This window comes from Burkholderia sp. KCJ3K979, from assembly GCF_016759955.1.
Lineage (GTDB): Bacteria > Pseudomonadota > Gammaproteobacteria > Burkholderiales > Burkholderiaceae > Burkholderia > Burkholderia orbicola.
The window spans coordinates 1-18,615 of the sequence record NZ_JACFYV010000024.1; the positions used below are offsets into that span (position 1 = coordinate 1).

At 65.2% G+C, this 18,615-nt stretch carries 20 protein-coding genes; 3 read left to right on the plus strand and 17 right to left on the minus strand.

The annotated features are described in order from the left end of the window. Positions 1–630 precede the first annotated feature (630 nt). Positions 631–843, minus strand: coding sequence for a hypothetical protein (locus tag H3O04_RS08485; protein ID WP_124476667.1), 213 nt, complete (start codon positions 841–843; stop codon positions 631–633). 25 nt (positions 844–868) lie between these two features. Here H3O04_RS08485 and flgE point away from each other — a divergent pair, with 25 nt between their 5' ends. After that, the gene (gene flgE / locus H3O04_RS08490; RefSeq protein WP_023474476.1) at positions 869–2,113 is read left to right on the plus strand and encodes a flagellar hook protein FlgE; all 1,245 of its coding nucleotides are present in this window, start codon (positions 869–871) and stop codon (positions 2,111–2,113) included. A gap of 102 nt (positions 2,114–2,215) precedes the next feature. Here the strand turns inward: flgE and asd are convergent, their stop codons facing one another. The 8 genes from asd to H3O04_RS08530 all read right to left on the minus strand — a co-directional run bounded on the left by asd (position 2,216) and on the right by H3O04_RS08530 (position 9,141). Continuing rightward, entirely contained in the window at positions 2,216–3,337 is a 1,122-nt protein-coding gene (asd, locus tag H3O04_RS08495) for an aspartate-semialdehyde dehydrogenase (RefSeq protein WP_012338485.1), read from the minus strand. 84 nt (positions 3,338–3,421) lie between these two features. Continuing rightward, on the minus strand, positions 3,422–3,541 hold the full coding sequence (locus H3O04_RS08500) for a hypothetical protein (protein WP_006756675.1): 120 nt from the start codon (positions 3,539–3,541) through the stop codon (positions 3,422–3,424). A gap of 119 nt (positions 3,542–3,660) precedes the next feature. Further along, positions 3,661–4,728: a 3-isopropylmalate dehydrogenase gene (gene leuB / locus H3O04_RS08505; RefSeq protein ID WP_011548096.1), complete on the minus strand. Its 1,068-nt coding sequence runs from the start codon at positions 4,726–4,728 to the stop codon at positions 3,661–3,663. 79 nt (positions 4,729–4,807) lie between these two features. Next, complete coding sequence (leuD, locus tag H3O04_RS08510) at positions 4,808–5,458, minus strand: 3-isopropylmalate dehydratase small subunit (protein WP_011548097.1); 651 nt, start codon at positions 5,456–5,458, stop codon at positions 4,808–4,810. 68 nt (positions 5,459–5,526) lie between these two features. After that, positions 5,527–5,673, minus strand: a complete 147-nt coding sequence (locus tag H3O04_RS08515; protein ID WP_011548098.1) for an entericidin A/B family lipoprotein — start codon at positions 5,671–5,673, stop codon at positions 5,527–5,529. A gap of 3 nt (positions 5,674–5,676) precedes the next feature. Next, positions 5,677–7,086 carry a 3-isopropylmalate dehydratase large subunit gene (gene leuC, locus H3O04_RS08520; protein ID WP_202587500.1) on the minus strand — a complete coding sequence of 470 codons (1,410 nt, stop codon included), beginning with the start codon at positions 7,084–7,086 and terminating at the stop codon, positions 5,677–5,679. Positions 7,087–7,436: 350 nt separating this feature from the next. Continuing rightward, entirely contained in the window at positions 7,437–8,366 is a 930-nt protein-coding gene (locus H3O04_RS08525; protein ID WP_006479341.1) for an alpha/beta fold hydrolase, read from the minus strand. 169 nt (positions 8,367–8,535) lie between these two features. Then, positions 8,536–9,141, minus strand: a complete 606-nt coding sequence (locus tag H3O04_RS08530; RefSeq protein ID WP_006479342.1) for a TetR/AcrR family transcriptional regulator — start codon at positions 9,139–9,141, stop codon at positions 8,536–8,538. 264 nt (positions 9,142–9,405) lie between these two features. Between H3O04_RS08530 and H3O04_RS08535 the strand changes: the two genes are divergently transcribed. Next, positions 9,406–10,131, plus strand: a complete 726-nt coding sequence (locus H3O04_RS08535; protein WP_011548101.1) for a glutathione S-transferase — start codon at positions 9,406–9,408, stop codon at positions 10,129–10,131. A 52-nt stretch (positions 10,132–10,183) separates the two neighbouring features. Here the strand turns inward: H3O04_RS08535 and H3O04_RS08540 are convergent, their stop codons facing one another. From H3O04_RS08540 to H3O04_RS08560, 5 genes are all read right to left on the minus strand, one after another. Further along, positions 10,184–11,746: an amino acid permease gene (locus tag H3O04_RS08540; RefSeq protein WP_043886333.1), complete on the minus strand. Its 1,563-nt coding sequence runs from the start codon at positions 11,744–11,746 to the stop codon at positions 10,184–10,186. A gap of 102 nt (positions 11,747–11,848) precedes the next feature. Next, the gene (locus H3O04_RS08545; protein WP_023474469.1) at positions 11,849–12,313 is read right to left on the minus strand and encodes an Lrp/AsnC family transcriptional regulator; all 465 of its coding nucleotides are present in this window, start codon (positions 12,311–12,313) and stop codon (positions 11,849–11,851) included. A 97-nt stretch (positions 12,314–12,410) separates the two neighbouring features. After that, entirely contained in the window at positions 12,411–13,169 is a 759-nt protein-coding gene (locus H3O04_RS08550; protein ID WP_023474468.1) for a dimethylarginine dimethylaminohydrolase family protein, read from the minus strand. A gap of 208 nt (positions 13,170–13,377) precedes the next feature. Beyond that, the gene (locus H3O04_RS08555) at positions 13,378–14,628 is read right to left on the minus strand and encodes a DUF1479 domain-containing protein (RefSeq protein WP_006479347.1); all 1,251 of its coding nucleotides are present in this window, start codon (positions 14,626–14,628) and stop codon (positions 13,378–13,380) included. Between the two features lie 110 nt (positions 14,629–14,738). Next, the gene (locus tag H3O04_RS08560; protein WP_006479349.1) at positions 14,739–15,128 is read right to left on the minus strand and encodes a VOC family protein; all 390 of its coding nucleotides are present in this window, start codon (positions 15,126–15,128) and stop codon (positions 14,739–14,741) included. A gap of 70 nt (positions 15,129–15,198) precedes the next feature. On the opposite strand from H3O04_RS08560, the gene H3O04_RS08565 reads away from it, so the two are divergent. Then, the gene (locus H3O04_RS08565; RefSeq protein ID WP_202587501.1) at positions 15,199–16,194 is read left to right on the plus strand and encodes a helix-turn-helix domain-containing protein; all 996 of its coding nucleotides are present in this window, start codon (positions 15,199–15,201) and stop codon (positions 16,192–16,194) included. Between the two features lie 71 nt (positions 16,195–16,265). Here the strand turns inward: H3O04_RS08565 and gltA are convergent, their stop codons facing one another. The 3 genes from gltA to H3O04_RS08580 all read right to left on the minus strand — a co-directional run bounded on the left by gltA (position 16,266) and on the right by H3O04_RS08580 (position 18,614). Then, positions 16,266–17,567: a citrate synthase gene (gltA, locus tag H3O04_RS08570; protein ID WP_006479350.1), complete on the minus strand. Its 1,302-nt coding sequence runs from the start codon at positions 17,565–17,567 to the stop codon at positions 16,266–16,268. A gap of 66 nt (positions 17,568–17,633) precedes the next feature. Further along, complete coding sequence (locus tag H3O04_RS08575) at positions 17,634–17,906, minus strand: FAD assembly factor SdhE (protein ID WP_011548107.1); 273 nt, start codon at positions 17,904–17,906, stop codon at positions 17,634–17,636. Between the two features lie 6 nt (positions 17,907–17,912). Beyond that, a complete protein-coding gene (locus tag H3O04_RS08580; RefSeq protein WP_006479352.1) occupies positions 17,913–18,614 on the minus strand; it encodes a succinate dehydrogenase iron-sulfur subunit in 702 nt (233 codons plus the stop codon). Between the last annotated feature and the right edge of the window lies 1 nt (position 18,615).

Sequence of the window (18,615 nt, forward strand, 5' to 3'; positions counted from 1 at the left end):
GCCACGCACGGCGCGCGACAGGCGGGACTGACGCGGAAACAAGGAAATTCGGGACATCGTTGGCTCTATCGCCGCGCGCGGGCGCGGCTCGGATTCGCGGTTGGAAGCGTCAATAAAATGGCTGCAGAAATGCAAAAGCGTCGCGCGAAACGCGACGCTTTCGGCGGGTCTGTGCGTCGTAACCGCGTAGTTTACTTCACGCGATCGGGTTCCGGCCGAATTCGTCGCCGGCAGGTGCCGCCGGGCGCGGGCGGGCGCTCATGTCGAGCGGGTGCGCGTGTCGCAGTCCATGTATCCAACCCGTAAAAATGAACCTGCTTGCCGCAGTCGAAAGCCGTCTCACGGCAGACTCGCGCCCCACTCGAATGACACGGCCTTGTGGCGCTCAGCGGACATCCTCCGAAGGACCCGAGCAACAGAATCGCAAGCGTTTCCTCAACAATCCATCCCGCCCGCCGTTAATGAATGACCAGCCGCACAATCAAAACAAATCTCGACCGGCGATCAATCCCATCCCGATCGATTCCAATTCGTCGTTAAGAAGGCAATTTCCCCCTCTTATCGGAGAAATGAGAATTCACACCGCCAAAGCCCCGCCCCGTAAGGCTTTCACCCCTTCCGCACGATCCATTACTCATACAAAAGCGATCGTTTCTGCATCAATTCAATTGCATTACACAAAATTACACAGACCTGATAACCGCCGTCGATACGATCGCCTTCAAACAGGAATCGGCACATTTCGACCTCGCGCCCGCCCATGCCGGAAAGACAGCAGCACGCGGTCGGACTGATGCCGTGAAGTACCGGAGGGTCATCGCGCAGTCGCACGACTGCATTCACTCACGAGCTCGTTACGGGGACGAACATGGGCTATCAGCAGGGTTTGAGCGGGTTGGCCGGGGCGTCGAGCAATCTCGACGTCATCGGCAACAACATCGCGAACGCAAACACGGTCGGCTTCAAGCAGGGACGCGCGAACTTCGCCGACATGTACGCGAATTCGGTCGCGACGTCGGTCAACACGCAGATCGGCATCGGCACGCGGCTCGCGTCGGTGCAGCAGAATTTCGGCCAGGGGACGATCAATTCGACGAAGTCGTCGCTCGACGTTGCAATCAACGGCAACGGTTTTTTCCAGATGTCGAGCAACGGCGTGACCACGTACTCGCGCGACGGCACGTTCCACCGCGACAAGAACGGCGCGATCGTCGACGCGCAAGGCCGCAACCTGATGGGCTATGCGGCAGGCGCCGGCGGCGTGATCAACACCGCGCAGACCGTGCCGCTGCAGGCGCCGACCAGCAACATCGCACCGCGCGCGACGAGCAGGATCACCGGCCAGTTCAACCTGAACGCGCAGGACAAGGTGCCGGCCAAGACGCCGTTCAACGCGACCGACAACACGACGTACAACTACAACTCGTCGATCCAGGTCTACGACACGCTCGGCGGCTCGCAACAGGTCACGATGTACTTCGCGAAGGGCGCGGCCGGCACGTGGCAGGCCTACGCGGGCGTGCAGGGCCAGACGCCGACGAATCTCGGCACCGTCACGTTCGATGCGTCGGGCCGGCTCAGCTCGACGACGTCGGCCGCGACCGGCCAGCCGACGCCGAGCCTCGGCCAGTTCGCGTTCTCGATCCCGAGCACGACGGGCGGCGCCAATCCGCAGAACCTGACGCTCGACCTCGGCGGCACGACGCAGTACGGCGGCAAGGACGGTGTGAGCAATCTCGCGCAGGACGGCTTCGCGAGCGGCACGCTGACGACGTTCTCGATCGGCACCGACGGCAAGCTCACCGGCAACTATTCGAACGGCCAGAGCGCGGTGCTCGGCCTGATCGCGCTCGCGAACTTCAACAACCCGAACGGGCTCGTGAACATCGGCGGCAACCAGTATGCGGAAACGGCCGCGTCGGGCGTGCCGCAGGTCTCAGCTCCGGGCAGCACGAACCACGGCACGCTGCAGGGTAGCGCGCTCGAAAACTCGAACGTCAACCTGACGACCGAGCTCGTGAACCTGATCACCGCGCAGCGCAATTACCAGGCGAATGCGCAGACGATCAAGACTCAGCAGGCCGTCGACCAGACGCTGCTGAACCTGCGCTGAACGACCGCCCATGAAAAATGCGCCGCGCCGACCCTGAATCCCAAGGCCGACGCGGCGCGTCGTATCGTGCAGCGCGGCCCGCGGGCCGGACCGCCAGCGTGCTTACTTGTCGAGCAGGATGCGCAGCATGCGGCGCAGCGGCTCGGCCGCGCCCCACAGCAGCTGGTCGCCGACCGTGAACGCCGACAGGTATTCGCCGCCCATCGCGAGCTTGCGCAGGCGGCCGACCGGCACCGACAGCGTGCCGGTGATCTTCGCCGGCGACAGGTCGCGCATCGACGCTTCACGCTCGTTCGGCACGACCTTCACCCAGTCGTTCGCCGATGCGAGGATGCCGTTGATTTCGTCGAGCGGCACGTCCTTCTTCAGCTTGATCGTCAGCGCCTGCGAGTGGCAGCGCATCGCGCCGATCCGCACGCACAGGCCATCGACCGGGATCGAACCCGGCTCGCCCATCGCCGGCTTGCCGAGGATCTTGTTGGTTTCCGCGCCGCCCTTCCACTCTTCCTTCGACATCCCGTTGCCGAGATCCTTGTCGATCCACGGAATCAGCGAACCGGCCAGCGGCACGCCGAAGTGGCTCGTCGGCATCGCGTCGCTGTTCATCGCGGCCAGCACGCGACGGTCGATGTCGAGGATCGCGGACGCCGGATCGGCGAGCTGTTCCTGCACCGCGCCGTTCAGCGTGCCCATCTGCGACAGCAGCTCGCGCATGTTCTGCGCGCCCGCGCCCGATGCGGCCTGGTAGGTCATCGCCGTGATCCAGTCGACGAGGTTCTCGCGGAACAGGCCGCCGAGCGCCATCAGCATCAGGCTGACCGTGCAGTTGCCGCCGATGAAGTTCTTCGTGCCCTTGACCAGCGCATCCTTGATCACGTCGAGGTTGACCGGATCGAGGATGATGACCGCGTCGTCCTGCATCCGCAGCGACGATGCCGCGTCGATCCAGTAGCCGTTCCAGCCGGCCGCGCGCAGCTTCGGGAACACGTCGTTCGTGTAGTCGCCGCCCTGGCACGTGATGATCACGTCGCACTTCTTCAGCTCGTCGACGTTGGTCGCGTCCTTGAGCGTGGTCTCGTTTTTCGCGAACGACGGCGCCTTGCCGCCCGTGTTGCTGGTGCTGAAGAACACCGGTTCGATCAGGTCGAAATCGCCCTCTTCCTGCATGCGCTGCATCAGGACGCTGCCGACCATGCCGCGCCAACCTACGAGACCTACGTTCATGACTAACCCTTTGCTTGAATGGAGCTTCCCCGCCATTTCCGTCCCCGCGTGACCGCGCGGGGAAACAGGCGGGCACGACGGCGATCAGCGTTTAATGATCGTTTTCGTGGTAATGGTTTTCGTGATGACGATGGCGCGCGCACCCGCACGGGCAGTGTTGCCGTGGAGTTTCAGGACCGGGGAGATCAGGGAAATCAGCGCCATCGTTCGAGTCTACACAAAGCCGCTGGCCCGCACAACGGCCAACGGTGCGCGAACCGGCCGATTTTTCCGGCCCGTTCGCGCCCTTTTCATCTTAATTACCGGACTTCATTTCCGTCCGCTTACAGCGCCGCGACCACCGCGTCGCCCATCGCCGCCGTGCCGACCTGCTTGCAGCCCGGCGTCGCGATGTCGCCCGTGCGATAACCCTGTTCGAGCACCGTTTTCACCGCCCGCTCGATGCGATCGGCCTGCTCCGCGCGATTCAGCGAGTAGCGCAGCAGCATCGCGGCCGACAGGATCGTCGCGAGCGGGTTCGCGATGCCCTTGCCCGCGATGTCCGGCGCCGAACCGTGCGACGGCTCGTACAGCCCCTTGTTGTGCTTGTCGAGCGATGCCGACGGCAGCATGCCGATCGAACCCGTCAGCATCGACGCTTCATCCGACAGGATGTCGCCGAACATGTTGCCCGTGACGATCACGTCGAACTGCTTCGGCGCCTTCGCGAGCTGCATCGCCGCGTTGTCGACGTACATGTGCGACAGCTCGACGTCCGCGTATTCCTTCGACACGTCGATCATGATGTCGCGCCAGAACTGCGACGTTTCCAGCACGTTCGACTTGTCGACCGACAGCAGCTTCTTCGCGCGCTTTTGCGCGGCCTGGAACGCGACGTGCGCGATGCGGCGCACTTCCGGCTCCGAATAGCGCATCGTGTCGAAGCCTTCGCGCTCGCCGGCGAACGGGCCGTCCGGCGCCGCACGCACGCCGCGCGGCTGGCCGAAGTAGATGTCGCCGTTCAGTTCGCGCACGATCAGGATGTCGAGGCCCGCGACGAGTTCCGGCTTCAACGGCGACGCATCGACGAGCTGCGGATAGCAGATCGCCGGGCGGAAGTTCGCGAACAGCTCGAGGTGCTTGCGCAGCCCGAGAATCGCCTGCTCGGGGCGCAGCGCGCGCTCCAGCGAGTCGTACTTCCAGTCGCCGACCGCGCCGAACAGGATCGCGTCGGCCTGCTTCGCGAGCGCCAGCGTCGCGTCGGGCAGCGGATGGCCGCTCGCCTCGTAGCCCGCGCCGCCGACCGGCGCCTGTTCGAGTTCGAACTTCTCGTCGAGTGCGTTCAGCACCTTCACCGCTTCATTGACGATTTCCGGACCGATGCCGTCGCCGGGCAGCACTGCAATCTTCATGCGAAATTCCTGACTGGGTAGATTGTTATGGAGGCAGGCCGGCGAGCGCACGCACGGCGCGCCCGCCCGCCACGCGCGATCAGCCGACCAGCTTGGTGTTGAGCCACGGCTGCTTCACGAGCCGCTCGGCTTCGAACTGGCGGATCTTGTCCGCGTGGCGCAGCGTGAGGCCGATGTCGTCGAAGCCGTTCAGCAGGCAGTACTTGCGGAACGCGGCGATCTCGAACGGATACTCGCGGCCGTCGCCCGCGCGCACGACCTGCGCGTCGAGGTCGATCGTCAGTTGAAAGCCGTTGAACGCCACCGTCTCGTTGAACAGGTGATCGACCTGCTGCTCGGTCAGCACGATCGGCAGCAGCCCGTTCTTGTAGCAGTTGTTGAAGAAGATGTCGGCGAAGCTCGGCGCGATGATCGCGCGGAAGCCGTACTGCTGCAGCGCCCACGGCGCGTGCTCGCGCGAGCTGCCGCAGCCGAAGTTCTTGCGTGCAAGCAGCACCGATGCGCCCTGGTAGCGCGGCTGGTTCAGCACGAAGTCCGGGTTCAGCGGACGCTTCGAGTTGTCCTGGCCCGGCTCGCCGTGATCGAGATAGCGCCACTCGTCGAATGCGTTCGGACCGAAGCCCGTGCGCTTGATCGACTTCAGGAACTGCTTCGGGATGATCGCGTCGGTGTCGACGTTCTCGCGATCGAGCGGCGCCACGACGCCGGTATGTACAGTGAATTTTTCCATGATCCGTCTATCCGGTTGAAGGGCCGGCATTCAGCCGGCGCACATCGACAAATTCTCGGCGGGAAACGTCACTCCGCGGCGCGCTTCAGTGCGCTGCCGGCGGCATTGACGTCTTCCCCGAAGCCTCGGACGGTATTGCACCCCGCGAGGCCGAAGCCCAGCCCCGCCAGCGCCAGCGCGGCAACCAGCCGCGCGATGACCTTCGATGCCGTCACGTGTTACCCCAGCTGGCGAATGTCGACGAAGTGACCTTCGATCGCCGCGGCCGCCGCCATCGCGGGGCTCACGAGGTGCGTGCGACCGCCCGCGCCCTGCCGGCCTTCGAAGTTGCGGTTCGACGTCGACGCGCAGCGCTCGCCCGGCTCGAGCCGGTCGGCGTTCATCGCGAGGCACATCGAGCAGCCCGGCTCGCGCCATTCGAAGCCCGCATCGGTGAACACCTTGTCGAGCCCTTCGCGCTCGGCCTGCGCCTTCACGAGGCCCGAGCCCGGCACGACCATCGCGAGCCGCACGTTCGACGCGACGCGACGGTTCAGCTTCTTCACGACGTACGCGGCCGCGCGGATGTCCTCGATCCGTGCGTTCGTGCACGAGCCGATGAAGATCTTGTCGACCTTGATCGATTCGATCGGCGTGTTCGGCTCGAGCGCCATGTATGCCAGCGCGCGCTCCATCGCGTCGCGCTTGACCGGATCCTTCTCGCGCTCGGGGTCGGGCACGCGACCGTCGATCGACGTGACCATTTCCGGCGACGTGCCCCACGTGACCTGCGGAACGATCTCGGCCGCGTTCAGCTCGACCACGCGGTCGAACTGCGCGCCGTCGTCCGACTTGAACTGCCGCCAGTATTCGACGGCCTGATCCCATTCCGCGCCGGTCGGCACGAACGGACGGCCCTTCAGGTAGTCGATCGTCGTGTCGTCCACCGCGACCATGCCTGCGCGCGCGCCGGCCTCGATCGCCATGTTGCAGACGGTCATGCGGCCTTCCATCGTCAGCGCGCGAATGGTCGAGCCGCCGAATTCGATCGCGTAGCCCGTACCGCCCGCGGTGCCGATCTTGCCGATGATCGCGAGCACGATGTCCTTCGCGGTACAGCCGCGCGGCAGTGCGCCCTCGACCTTCACGAACATGTTCTTGCTCTTCTTCTGCAGCAGGGTCTGCGTCGCGAGCACGTGCTCGACTTCCGACGTGCCGATGCCGTGCGCGAGCGCGCCGAACGCGCCGTGCGTCGACGTATGCGAATCGCCGCACACGATCGTCATGCCCGGCAGCGTCGCGCCCTGCTCCGGCCCGATGATGTGGACGATGCCCTGGCGCACGTCGTTCATCTTGAACTGCGTGATGCCGAATGCGTCGCAATTCGAATCGAGCGTGTCGACCTGCAGCTTCGAGACGGGATCGGCAATGCCGTGGCTGCGGTCCGTCGTCGGCACGTTGTGGTCCGACACGGCCAGGTTCGCGCTGATGCGCCACACCGGACGCTGCGCGATCTTCAGCCCTTCGAACGCCTGCGGGCTCGTGACTTCATGCAGCAGCTGACGGTCGATGTAGAGCAGGGTCGTGCCGTCTTCCTCGGTGTGGACCACGTGGGTGTTCCACAGTTTGTCGTAGAGAGTCTGTGCCATGGGTATGCGGGGTCGTTGTGACTACAAGCCTTGCGGATGTGGTCGATTATGCCACGCAAAATCGGCCCGCGGAGTACCACGATAACGAAAAAAGTGAATAAAAACAGTGAGTTGGGTGGTACAGGCGATACCCGGATAAGCATTACCCGGCAAGCGCGGCGGCCGGACGCGGACAAGTCGCGCCGTCGGCATACGCACTTGGCGCAGGTTGTCGCGAGCGATGCGCAACCCGGCCAAACGCGCCCACGCGTGCGACGCATCCGTGCGCCGCACCCATGCTGGCTTGCGCGGCGCGATTTCTCGACCGCCGCAGGCCGCCCAGGGCATCGCTATCGACTCGCGGCGGCGTGCTAACGGAAGAAATTGCGCAACTCGCGCGCCAGCGCCTGCGGTTGCTCCTCGGGAATGAAATGCCCGCTATACGCGATCGTCGCAGCCGTCACCTGTTCCGCGACATGTTCAAGCGGCCCCGCCATGTCGGGTATGGATCCCTGATCCGCACTGACGGCGAGCACGGGCATCTTCAGCTTCCCCAGCGCCTGCAGCTTGCGGTTCTGCGCCGACGACTCCGACACGGCCCGGTAGAAGGCCAGCCCCGCTCGCAACCCGCCGTCCCGGGTGAACACCCGGAGATACTCGTCGACATCCGCGTCGGAGAACGACTCGGGATTGGCCGCCTTGCGACGCAAGAACCAATCGAGATACTCGCGCTCCTTGCCGGCAATCAACGTCTCCGGCAGGTCGGCGACAGCATGAAATGCGAAGTGCCACGTGCGCCATGCGTTGCCGGGCTCGATCGGCAGTGCGGCGGGCAGCGTGATGCCGGGTATCCCCGCGTCGAGCAACGCCAATCGCTTCACTGAATCGGGATACATCGCGGCAAACGGATAGGCGACCCACGCCCCGACGTCGTGAGCGGCCAGGTAAAAGCGCGCGATATTTTGCCGCTCCAGCAGGCGCGCAAGCGTTGCCGCGACGGTCTGCGTGTCGTAACCGACGAGTGGACGATCCGAATCGCCTTGTCCGGGAAGATCCGGCGCCACGATTCTGAATTCGTCCGCGAGAAGCGGCATGATTCTCCGCCACGCGTACCAGCTTTCCGGAAACCCGGCGAGCAGGACGATGGTCTCGCCGTCGGCGCGGCCTCCTTCGACAAAATGAAGGCGCACCCCGTCTACCGTATCGAACCGATGACGAAAGCCGGCGAGCCGCGGGTCTTCCCGAAAATAGGGCGCGGCCTCGAAGTGCGACGCCTCCGCGGATGATTGATGCTGGTACATAAGTTCGTCCTCTCTACAGAATCGACTGTCCTCGATGATGGCCCCCGGGGCAGCGGGAGCCATTCCATTCGGAAATACTCATTTCCCAATTCGGCGAAACCGGACCACGCGCACGCGCGGTTTCGCGTGCTATTTCACATCGAGTCACCGGTCCGGTAACGCAGAAACCTTAGTCGAGCAGCCGCATTGCCTCGTCAACCAGCATCGACATGTCGCTCCGGCTCTGGCCGAGCTTCCCCACCACTCGAAGCCCCTGCACCATGGCAAACAGACAGCTCGACGCGGCTTGCGCGTTCAGCGCGGCATCGACGGATCCATCGGCCTGCCCTTGCTTGATCAAATCGCGAAGGAGACGCTCGATCCTCTGCATCGATTTGTGGACGATACCGGCGATCTCGCTATCCAGCGTACTCAGAACAATGGCGCCGGCGACGACCAGACAACCCTTTCGACCCTCGTCTCCATGCGAGACGTCCGCGTAAAAGCGCAGGAGCGCTCGCACCTTGTCCCGTCCGTTTTTTTCATCGGCAAGGATCATGTTGAGCTCGCTTACGCGCCGATCGATGTACCGGTTCAACGCGGCAACGAATATGGCGTTCTTGTCGGCAAAGGCCTTGTAAAGACTGCCGGCGGTGAGCCCCGTCTCCCGGGACAGGTCGCCGATAGAAGTCGCATGATAGCCACGCTCGCGAAAGACGCGGATGAAGCCGTCCAGCGCTTCATCCATATCGAACTCTCGCGGCCTGCCAACGTTCGCTGCAATTTTCGTAGCCATGCGGCATTATAGGAAATGATCATTTCCGAATCAAGTCATGCGAACCGTCAGCAGGCATACGATGCGTGGCCCCGACACGACGCAGGTCGTCATTCACCGGAGACCGGCCGAATGGCTGCGACGAACGCCGCCCATGACACGCGGCGCCACTGGCATTTCGCACTCGATCTCATAGACTGTCTATTCGCAACGGGCGGCGCGCGGCCGCCCTCCCCGCCATCGCGATGCGTGCATCCCGGCGCATCGACCGGACAGGAGACTTGCATGCAATACGAACTCTATTACTGGCCCGAGATCCAGGGCCGCGGCGAATACGTGCGGCTCGCGCTCGAGGCGGCCGAGGCCGATTACGTCGACGTCGCGCGCGAATCGGGGCGCGGAATGGGCGTGTCGGCCATGATGCGCATGATGGACAGCGCGAAGGCCGAATGCGTGCCGTTCGCGCCGCCGTTCCTGAAGGCCGGCGACGTGGTCGTCGGGCAGACCGCGAACATCCTGCTGTTTCTCGGCGCGCGGCTCGGGCTCGCGCCTGACGACGAAGCCGGCCGGCTGTGGGTGCACCAGATCCAGCTGACCGCCGCCGATTTCGTCACCGAGATCCACGACACCCACCATCCGATCGGCAGCGGCCTCTACTACGAGGAGCAGCAAGCGGAAGCAGCCGAGCGCGCCGCCGATTTCCTCGAGAACCGGCTGCCGAAATTCCTCGGCTACTTCGATCGCCTGCTCGAACAGAATCCCCACAAGAGCGGCTATATCGCCGGCAGCGCGCTCACCTATGCGGACCTGACGATGTTCCAGTTGATCGAGGGCCTGCGCTACGCGTTCCCGAAAGCGATGAAGCGCGCGGAGCGCAAGGTCGCGGCGCTGGTCGCGCTGCACGATCGCGTCGCGCAGCATCCGCCGGTCGCGCGCTACCTCGAGTCGGAACGCCGCATCCCGTTCAACGACATGGGGATCTTCCGGCACTATCCGGAGCTGGACAAGTAACGGCCGGGCACGTACCGCGGAAAGTGCGCGCGCGGGCGGATTTCACGCAGGATCAATGCGGCTGCCCGTGCTGCGCGGCGGCCGCGTCGACGGCCTCGACCGAGCGCGTGAGCCACGGCCCGATGTCCATCTCCTCGTAGCGCACGAGCCGGCTCTTGCGCGCGCGGCGATACGCCCACCAGATCGCGACGAACAGCGGAATCCACACATAGATCGACAGCACTTCCATCCAGTCGATGCGTGCCGCGAAAAACGCCTGGTAATCCTGGCCGAGCGAAATGACGATGCAGATCGCGATCGCGAACAACGGCCCGAACGGAAACCATTTCGCGCGATACGGCAGCTGATCGAGACGATAGCCCTGCTTCAGGAATCCCTTGCGGAACCGGTAATGGCAGACCGCAATGCCGAGCCACGCGATGAAGCCGGTGATGCCGACCGTATTCAGCAGCCACAGATAGATGCGCTGGTTGTTGGTCAGCGACGTGAGGAAGCACAACCCGCCGACGGCCATCGTCGCGTACAGCGCGTTGCGCGGCACGCCGCCCGGCGACAGCGTCGCGAACATCGCCGGCGCGCGCCCTTCCGACGCGAGGTTGTACAGCATCCGCGTCGCCGCGTAGGTGCCGGAATTGCCGGCCGACAACACGGCCGTCAGGATCACCAGATTCATCGCGCCGGCGGCGAGCGGGAACCCCGCGTGGCTGAACACCAGCGTAAACGGGCTCACGCCGACATCGGTCACGTCGCTCTTCAGCAGGTTCGGATCGGTGTACGGCACGAGCAGGCCGATCACGAAGATCGCGAGCACGTAGAACAGCATGATCCGCCAGAAGATCTGCTTCACCGCGCGCGGAATCGTCTTGCGCGGGTTTTCCGATTCGCCGGCCGTGATGCCGACCAGCTCGGTGCCGAGGAACGAGAAGCCCGCGATCAGCGCGACGCTCATCATCGCGTGCACGCCGCCGACGAACGGCGCGTCGCCGGTCGTGAAGTTGCGCCAGCCGACGGTATGCCCGGTGCCGGCATACCCGCTGCCGGTATGCCCGTCGCCCAGCACGCCGGCCGCGATCAGCAGCCCGGCCGCGATGAACGCGATCACGGTGACGACCTTGATCAGCGAGAACCAGTATTCCGATTCGCCGAAGCCGCGCACCGACAGCGTATTGAGCAGGAAGACCAGCACGAGGAAGCCCGCGCCCCACCACACGCCCGGCACCGACGGAAACCAGTAGCGCATCACGATCTGCGCGGCGACCAGCTCGATCGCGATCGTCACCGCCCAGCTGTACCAGTAGGTCCAGCCCAGCGCGACGCCGAAGCCTTCGTCGACGTACTTCTCGCCGTAGATCGCGAACGAGCCCGATACCGGCATCAGTGCGGCCATCTCGCCGAGCCCCGTGACGACGAAGTAGACCATGATCCCGATCGCGAGATACGCGGCGATCGCCCCGCCCGGCCCCGCCTGCGCGACCGACGCGCCCGACGCGACGAACAGCCCCGTGCCGATCGAACCGCCGATCGCGATCATCGCGATGTGGCGGCCCTGCAGACGGCGCTTCAGCGTCGTCCCGGACGGCGCGGCCGTCTCCGCCGCCGCTTGCATGGCATCCATAGTGTTCACCCTGATTGTGGTCCGGCCAGCCGATTTGATTTGGAATGCAAATCGATTGCCCCGGTCATTCGCATCGAAACCGGCCCTGCCGGGCCGGTCGCATCACACGACACTGCGCTTGATCGCCTGCAGTTCGGCCGTCGTCACGATCTTCTCGATCCGGAACCGCGGGCTTTCCAGCCACACGTTCGCGATCCGCCGGTACTCGTCGAGATCCTCGCACGCGAGCCGCACGAGAAAATCGAACGTGCCGCTGACGAGCCAGCAGTCGAGCACGGCCGGATTCGCGCGCATTTCCTCTTCGAACGGCGCCTGCGAACGCCCGTGATCGGCCAGCACGATCTGCGCGATCACGACGATCGGCTTGGTCGTGCGCGGCGCCTTGATCACCGCGCGATACCCTTCGATCACGCCGAGCGCCTCGAGCCGCTCCACGCGCGCCTGGCATGGCCGCGGCGTGAGGTTCACGAGTTCCGACAGCTTCCGGTAGGACATTCGCCCGTCGGTACGCAGGATGTCGAGGATCCGGAGATCGATCTTGTCGAGCTGCATCTTCTTGTCGGTCATCCGCGTTCGCTCCGGTCGGGTCGTGGCTGGTGCGCGCAACGCCTGCCGTTCCGCGCGGGGCCACATTATCCGGCCGAAGCGGCCGCGCGCCAATCGGCTAGAACCGCAGCGACAGGCAGGTCAGGCCGCCGTCCATCTTGCGGAATTCGCTCGTGTCGATCACGTGCAGCGGCAACCCGAGCGACGCGATCGCGTCATGCACGCGCGGGTAACCGGCCGGCGTGATAAGCGTGCCGTTTACGCGCAGCGTGTTGCCCGCGTATTCGTCGGCGGCCGAGATCGCGATCCGGCGATAGTCGGCGAACGCCGGATGCGCGGCCAGTGCGTCGGTCACGAGCAGCGTGTCGTCGCCGAGCGCGTTGACGACCGATTTCAGGTGCAGGCCGGCGCCGACCGGCACCGCGACGACCGAGTAGCCGTGGCGCGACACCAGCGACTCGAACGCGGCGATGCCTTCCGCGTCGGTGCGGCTCGTCAGGCCGATGAAGAAGCGCTTGCCGACCTGCATCACGTCGCCGCCGTCGAGTCGGCCTTGCTGCATCGGCAGCAGGTCGCGATGCGCGGCGAGCGCCGCTTCGATATGAACGGTCTCGCCGCGCCGCGCAGGCGCGCCGGGGCGCGTGATCACCGCGAATTCGGGCGTGACGACCGCGACGTCCTCGACGAAGTGCGAATCGGGAAACGCATCCAGCGGCGGCAATTCGGTCAGCTCGACGCCGAGCGCGCGCAGCGCGTCGCAGTATGCGTGGAACTGCGTGAGCGTCTTGTCGTAATCGGGCGCGCCGAGTTCGGCGGTGGTCAGACCCGCGCCGCAGGACGGCGCGGGGCGGCGAACGATCGCTTGCGTGAATTGCATCGACTCCTCCATGGTCTGCCGCACCCGTGCGGCGCACGGGCCGGCGGCGTTGTGTCCGGACCATTATCGGAAGCCAAATTGCGCAATTCGCGTCGATTTCGGCAGTGCCGACAGCCGATTGCGTCGAATTGCGCGCGTCACGCAGCGGATTCGGCAGACCGGCCGCCCGCCCTCTCGCGAACGGCGGTTTTCGCCCGCCTCACACGCTTTACGCGTCGGGCTCGAACCCCATCTGCGCACGGCCGAGCGCCGTGAGTTCACCCGCCTGCGCGCGCCCGTCGAAATCGACCTCGAAATGATCGGCCGGGAAATCGGGCGGGCTGTCGCCGCGCAGGAACGCCGCACGCTGGCGTTGCAGGTACGCATCGTTCTTCGCGCAGCCAGGCGCGGCCGCGATGTACATCACGTTGCTGTCGCCGCTGCCGCGATGCGCATCCTCGACCGCATGCACGACGTCGCCGTGCCAGAACACCGCGTCGCCCGGCTCCATGTGCGGGATCGGCACGAGCGCGTCGAGCAGCAGTGCGTGCCATTCCGGGCGGATCGACAGCGCGCGGCCGGGACGCGCGCCGCACAGGTCGTCGTCGGCGACGTCGTCCTGCAGCGCGCGCAGCACGACATAGGCCATCGCATTCGCGACCGGAATCAGCTGCAGCGTGCCGTCGCCGGGCCCTTGCGGCGTCAGCGCGGTCCAGCCCTGGAACGTGCGGAACATCGAACACACGGCCGGCGACGGAATTTCCTCGACGTCGGGGCGGAACGCCGCATCGAACGGATCGTAGTCGCGCCAGCGGCCGGCCAGCACGTGGCGATAGACCTGGCGAAAATTCGCGCCGAGCCAGCGCTCGACGGAGCCGCCGTCGACATGCGGCGACAGCCCGAGCGACGTCGAACCGGGCGGCCGGCGGCGAATCCGGTCCGCGTACGCGGGCACCTGATCGGGATCGAAATGGGTGCGCGCGCCGTCCGCATGCCGCCACAGACGGTTCAGGAACACCCGCGCCTGCGTCAGCGCCGGCGACTGGCGCGCGGCCACCTGCGGCTTCGACCAGTAGACGCCGTAAATCTGCGGCTTGCCCGACGCGAGATTGCCGAAATAGCGGTCTTCCGCGCGTGCATGCAGCCGCTCGGTGAAACGGTTCGCCTCCAGATACGCGCCGATCTCGTCGTTCCAGTCGCGCGCCTGCCGCGTATCGAACACGCCGCGAATCACCACCGCGCCATGCGTGCGGATCGCGGCCATCGCGTGCGGATCGACCCGCCCACTCGCGATATCCGCGAACGGCACGACCGGAATCACGCCCTGGCCGTGCGCGTGCGCGCGACGGATCGCGTCGACCTGCCGTGCGATGTCGCCCTCCACTTCGCGGAACGTGGCGGTGTAACCGGGCAGGTCGGCGCGCAGCGCCCGTTTCGCCGCGCGAATCGCGGCGGGCAGATCGTCAATCGTCAGGTGCATCGTCTCCTCCTCGCTGAAGCATGTCGTGATGTGCTGTCAGCGTACGGCCGGCACGTGGTCGCCATCACCACTATCCGGTCAATGATCAATACAATCCTGACAATCGCGTGTCACTCTGGACGATGGCAGACCACGCAGAGCTTGTTGCCGTCCGGATCGCGGAAGTAAGCGCCGTAGTAGTCGCGGTGATAGTGCGGCCGCAGGCCCGGCGGCCCTTCACAGGTGCCGCCCTGCCGTAGCGCGAGCGCGTGGCAGCGATCGACGTGCGCGCGGGTCGGCGCATCGAATGCGATCGTGTGGCCGTTGCCCGGCTCCGGCGGATGGCCGTCGAGTGGCTTGCCGAAGAAGAACAGCGGCCGCTCGGCGTCTGCCGGCATCCAGCCCGACCAGCCGTCCGGCTCGCGGAATTTCAGGCGCAGCCCGAGTTCCGCGAACAGCGGCGCGTAGAAATCGTAGGCGCGCGCCGTATCGCTGACGCCCACGCAAACATGTGAAAACATGGCATCGCTCCGTGGTGACGATCGCTCCCGATCATGCCACGACGCGCTGCCTGCCCCAACGGAGGCCGCGATGAAACCGCAATACGAGCACGTGACGTTTGCGTCCGGCTGCTCCATCCGCGTCTATCACCGCCAGCTCGCGCGCATTCCGTTCGAATGGCATCGCCACCCCGAGTACGAGCTGACGCTGACGCTCAACAGCCGCGGCCAGCGCTTCATCGGCGACCACGTCGCGCGTTACGCGGACGATGATCTCGTGCTCGTGCCGCCGAACCTGCCGCATACGTGGTCGTCGAACGTGCGCATCGATCGCGACGCGCCCGAGGTCGCGCTCGTCGTCTGGTTCGACGGAGACTGGGTGCGGCGGCTGGCCGACTGCTGTCCCGAATACGCGCCGCTGCGCTCGCTGTTGCGGCGTGCGGCGCCGGGCCTGCACTTCGACGTGGAGACGGCCCGCACGATGCGCGCGCGGCTGCCGCGGTTGCTCGATCCGTCGCCGCGCGTGCGGCTCGCGGCCACGCTCGATACGCTCGCCGATCTCGCAGAGGCCGGCGGCGAACCGCTCGCCACTGCGCAGGCGTACGACCGGGCCCACGGCGCGCCGTCGCCCGCCGACCCGGCCGCCCCCGAAGCCGAACGCCTCGACCGTGTGCTCGACGCGATCGACCGGCATTTCCACGAACCGCTGCGCATCGATGCCCTCGCCGCTGTCGCGCACTTGTCCGAACGCACACTGCAACGGCTGTTCGTCCGGCATCTCGGCGAAAGCGTCGGCCGCTACGTGCAGCGGCTGCGGCTCGCGCACGCGTGCCGCCATCTCGTCGGCACCGACTGGCCGATCGCGACGGTGGCCGCGCGCTGCGGCATTCCGAATACCGCGAACTTCAATCGCCAGTTCCTCGCCGCGCGCGGCACGACGCCCGGCGCGTACCGGCAGTTCTTCAAGCAGCACTGCCATGCGCCCGACGACGATGCGCCCGCGCTCGACACACGGCCGCCGTCACTGGAGCACCGCACCGGATCGGGCCAACGTCGCCGCCCAAATGAAAACACCCCGACGGGCTGACCCGTCGGGGTGTCGTGGCGTGGCGATTGCCGGACGCGAGCGGCCTGCCGGCCGTTCGCGCCGCACACGGCTTAACGTGCGTCGATCGGCTTCGCTTCGCGCGGCGTATCGCCGACGAAAAGCTGACGCGGACGGCCGATCTTCTGTTCCGGATCCGCGATCATTTCGTTCCACTGTGCGATCCAGCCGACCGTACGTGCCATCGCGAAGATACACGTGAACATCGACGTCGGGATGCCCAGCGCGCGCTGGACGATACCCGAGTAGAAGTCGACGTTCGGATACAGCTTGCGCGACACGAAGTATTCATCTTCCAGCGCGATCTTCTCGAGCTGCATCGCGAGCTTGAACAGCGGGTCGTCGTGCAGGCCCAGTTCGTTCAGCACTTCGTAGCACGTTTCGCGCATCAGCTTCGCACGCGGATCGTAGTTCTTGTACACGCGGTGGCCGAAGCCCATCAGCTTCACGCCCGAATTCTTGTCCTTCACCTGCTTGATGAATTCGGGGATGTTGTCCGGCGAACCGATCTGCTCGAGCATGTTCAGCGCGGCTTCGTTCGCACCACCGTGCGCCGGGCCCCACAGACACGCGATACCGGCCGCGATACACGCGAACGGGTTCGCGCCCGACGAACCGGCCAGGCGGACCGTCGACGTCGATGCGTTCTGCTCGTGATCGGCGTGCAGGATCAGGATACGGTCGAGCGCGCGGACGAGCACGTCGTTGACCTTGTACTCTTCGCACGGGTTCGAGAACATCATGTGCATGAAGTTCGCGCTGTACGACAGCGAGTTCTTCGGATACACGAACGGCTGGCCGATGCTGTACTTGTACGCCATCGCGACGAGCGTCGGCAGCTTCGCGATCATGCGGATCGCCGACACTTCGCGGTGACGCGGGTCGTTGATGTCGAGCGAGTCGTGGTAGAACGCGGACAGCGCGCCGACTGCGGCGACCAGGATCGCCATCGGGTGCGCGTCGCGACGGAAGCCGCGGAAGAAGAAGTGCATCTGCTCGTGCACCATCGTGTGCTTCGTGACGGTGTCGACGAATTCCTTCTTCTGTGCGGCGTTCGGCAGTTCGCCCTTCAGCAGCAGGTAGCAGCTTTCGAGGAAGTCCGCGTTTTGCGCGAGGTTGTCGATCGGGTAGCCGCGATACAGCAGTTCGCCCTTGTCGCCGTCGATGTACGTGATCGCCGAATTACAAGCTGCCGTCGACATGAAGCCCGGGTCGTAAGTGAACTTGCCGGTCTGGCCGTACAGCTTGCGGATGTCGATCACGTCCGGGCCCATCGTGCCCTTGTAGATCGGCAGTTCGACGCTCGGCGAGTTGTCGCTGAACGATAGCGTGGCTTTAACATCAGACGGAGTCATGGCACATCCTCAATCGAAATAAAGAAACGGGATTCGATAACGGGCACAGCGCGTTACACCTTGGCGTTACACGTTGCGCAGCATCTCCAACAGCCGGTGAATGTCCGGGCTGTCTAGGTCGCCCTCTGGTTCCTTGCGCGCGAGGAGCAAGTCCATCAGGTCGTTGTCGCTCAGATCGAGCAGGCGCGACAACGCGCCTACGTCTGCATCGGTGAGGTCATGCTCGTATCTGCCGAAGAACCGTTCGAAAACGATGTCGTTCTCCAGCAGACCCCGCCGCGCACGCCAGCGAAGGCGCGCGCGGCGGTGCGGGTCGGATTGATGCGAATCGTCGCTCATCAATCTTTATACCGCGCGACGAACCATCAGTTCCTTGATCTTGCCGATCGCCTTCGTCGGGTTCAGGCCCTTCGGGCAAACGTCGACGCAGTTCATGATCGTGTGGCAACGGAACAGACGGTACGGGTCTTCCAGGTTGTCGAGACGCTCGCCGGTGGCGGTGTCGCGGCTGTCCGCGATGAAGCGGTAAGCCTGCAGCAGGCCGGCCGGGCCGACGAACTTGTCGGGGTTCCACCAGAAGCTCGGGCACGACGTCGAGCAGCTCGCGCACAGAATGCACTCGTACACGCCGTCGAGCTCGTCGCGCTCTTCCGGCGACTGGAGGCGTTCCTTCTCCGGCGGCGGCGCGTCGTTGATCAGGTACGGCTTGATCGAGTGGTACTGGTTGAAGAAGTGCGTCATGTCGACGATCAGGTCGCGCACGACCGGCAGGCCCGGCAGCGGACGCAGCACGATCTTCTGCGGCAGGTCGTTCAGGTTCGTCAGGCACGCGAGACCGTTCTTGCCGTTGATGTTCATCGCGTCCGAACCGCACACGCCTTCACGGCACGAGCGGCGGAACGACAGCGTCTCGTCCAGTGCCTTCAGCTTGACCAGCGCGTCGAGCAGCATGCGTTCATGCTGGATCTCGAGCTCGTACGTCTGCATGCGCGGCGCTGCGTCCTTGTCCGGATCGTAGCGGTAGACTTCAAAAATGCGTTTTGCCATT

Coding starts and splice junctions, on each gene's coding strand:
- flgE (WP_023474476.1), top strand. CDS start 869: ATGGGCTATCAGCAGGGTTTGAGCGGGTTGGCCGGGGCGTCGAGCAAT.
- asd (WP_012338485.1), bottom strand. CDS start 3,337: ATGAACGTAGGTCTCGTAGGTTGGCGCGGCATGGTCGGCAGCGTCCTG.
- H3O04_RS08500 (WP_006756675.1), bottom strand. CDS start 3,541: ATGGCGCTGATTTCCCTGATCTCCCCGGTCCTGAAACTCCACGGCAAC.
- leuB (WP_011548096.1), bottom strand. CDS start 4,728: ATGAAGATTGCAGTGCTGCCCGGCGACGGCATCGGTCCGGAAATCGTC.
- leuD (WP_011548097.1), bottom strand. CDS start 5,458: ATGGAAAAATTCACTGTACATACCGGCGTCGTGGCGCCGCTCGATCGC.
- leuC (WP_202587500.1), bottom strand. CDS start 7,086: ATGGCACAGACTCTCTACGACAAACTGTGGAACACCCACGTGGTCCAC.
- H3O04_RS08525 (WP_006479341.1), bottom strand. CDS start 8,366: ATGTACCAGCATCAATCATCCGCGGAGGCGTCGCACTTCGAGGCCGCG.
- H3O04_RS08530 (WP_006479342.1), bottom strand. CDS start 9,141: ATGGCTACGAAAATTGCAGCGAACGTTGGCAGGCCGCGAGAGTTCGAT.
- H3O04_RS08535 (WP_011548101.1), top strand. CDS start 9,406: ATGCAATACGAACTCTATTACTGGCCCGAGATCCAGGGCCGCGGCGAA.
- H3O04_RS08540 (WP_043886333.1), bottom strand. CDS start 11,746: ATGGATGCCATGCAAGCGGCGGCGGAGACGGCCGCGCCGTCCGGGACG.
- H3O04_RS08545 (WP_023474469.1), bottom strand. CDS start 12,313: ATGACCGACAAGAAGATGCAGCTCGACAAGATCGATCTCCGGATCCTC.
- H3O04_RS08550 (WP_023474468.1), bottom strand. CDS start 13,169: ATGCAATTCACGCAAGCGATCGTTCGCCGCCCCGCGCCGTCCTGCGGC.
- H3O04_RS08555 (WP_006479347.1), bottom strand. CDS start 14,628: ATGCACCTGACGATTGACGATCTGCCCGCCGCGATTCGCGCGGCGAAA.
- H3O04_RS08560 (WP_006479349.1), bottom strand. CDS start 15,128: ATGTTTTCACATGTTTGCGTGGGCGTCAGCGATACGGCGCGCGCCTAC.
- H3O04_RS08565 (WP_202587501.1), top strand. CDS start 15,199: ATGAAACCGCAATACGAGCACGTGACGTTTGCGTCCGGCTGCTCCATC.
- gltA (WP_006479350.1), bottom strand. CDS start 17,567: ATGACTCCGTCTGATGTTAAAGCCACGCTATCGTTCAGCGACAACTCG.
- H3O04_RS08575 (WP_011548107.1), bottom strand. CDS start 17,906: ATGAGCGACGATTCGCATCAATCCGACCCGCACCGCCGCGCGCGCCTT.
- H3O04_RS08580 (WP_006479352.1), bottom strand. CDS start 18,614: ATGGCAAAACGCATTTTTGAAGTCTACCGCTACGATCCGGACAAGGAC.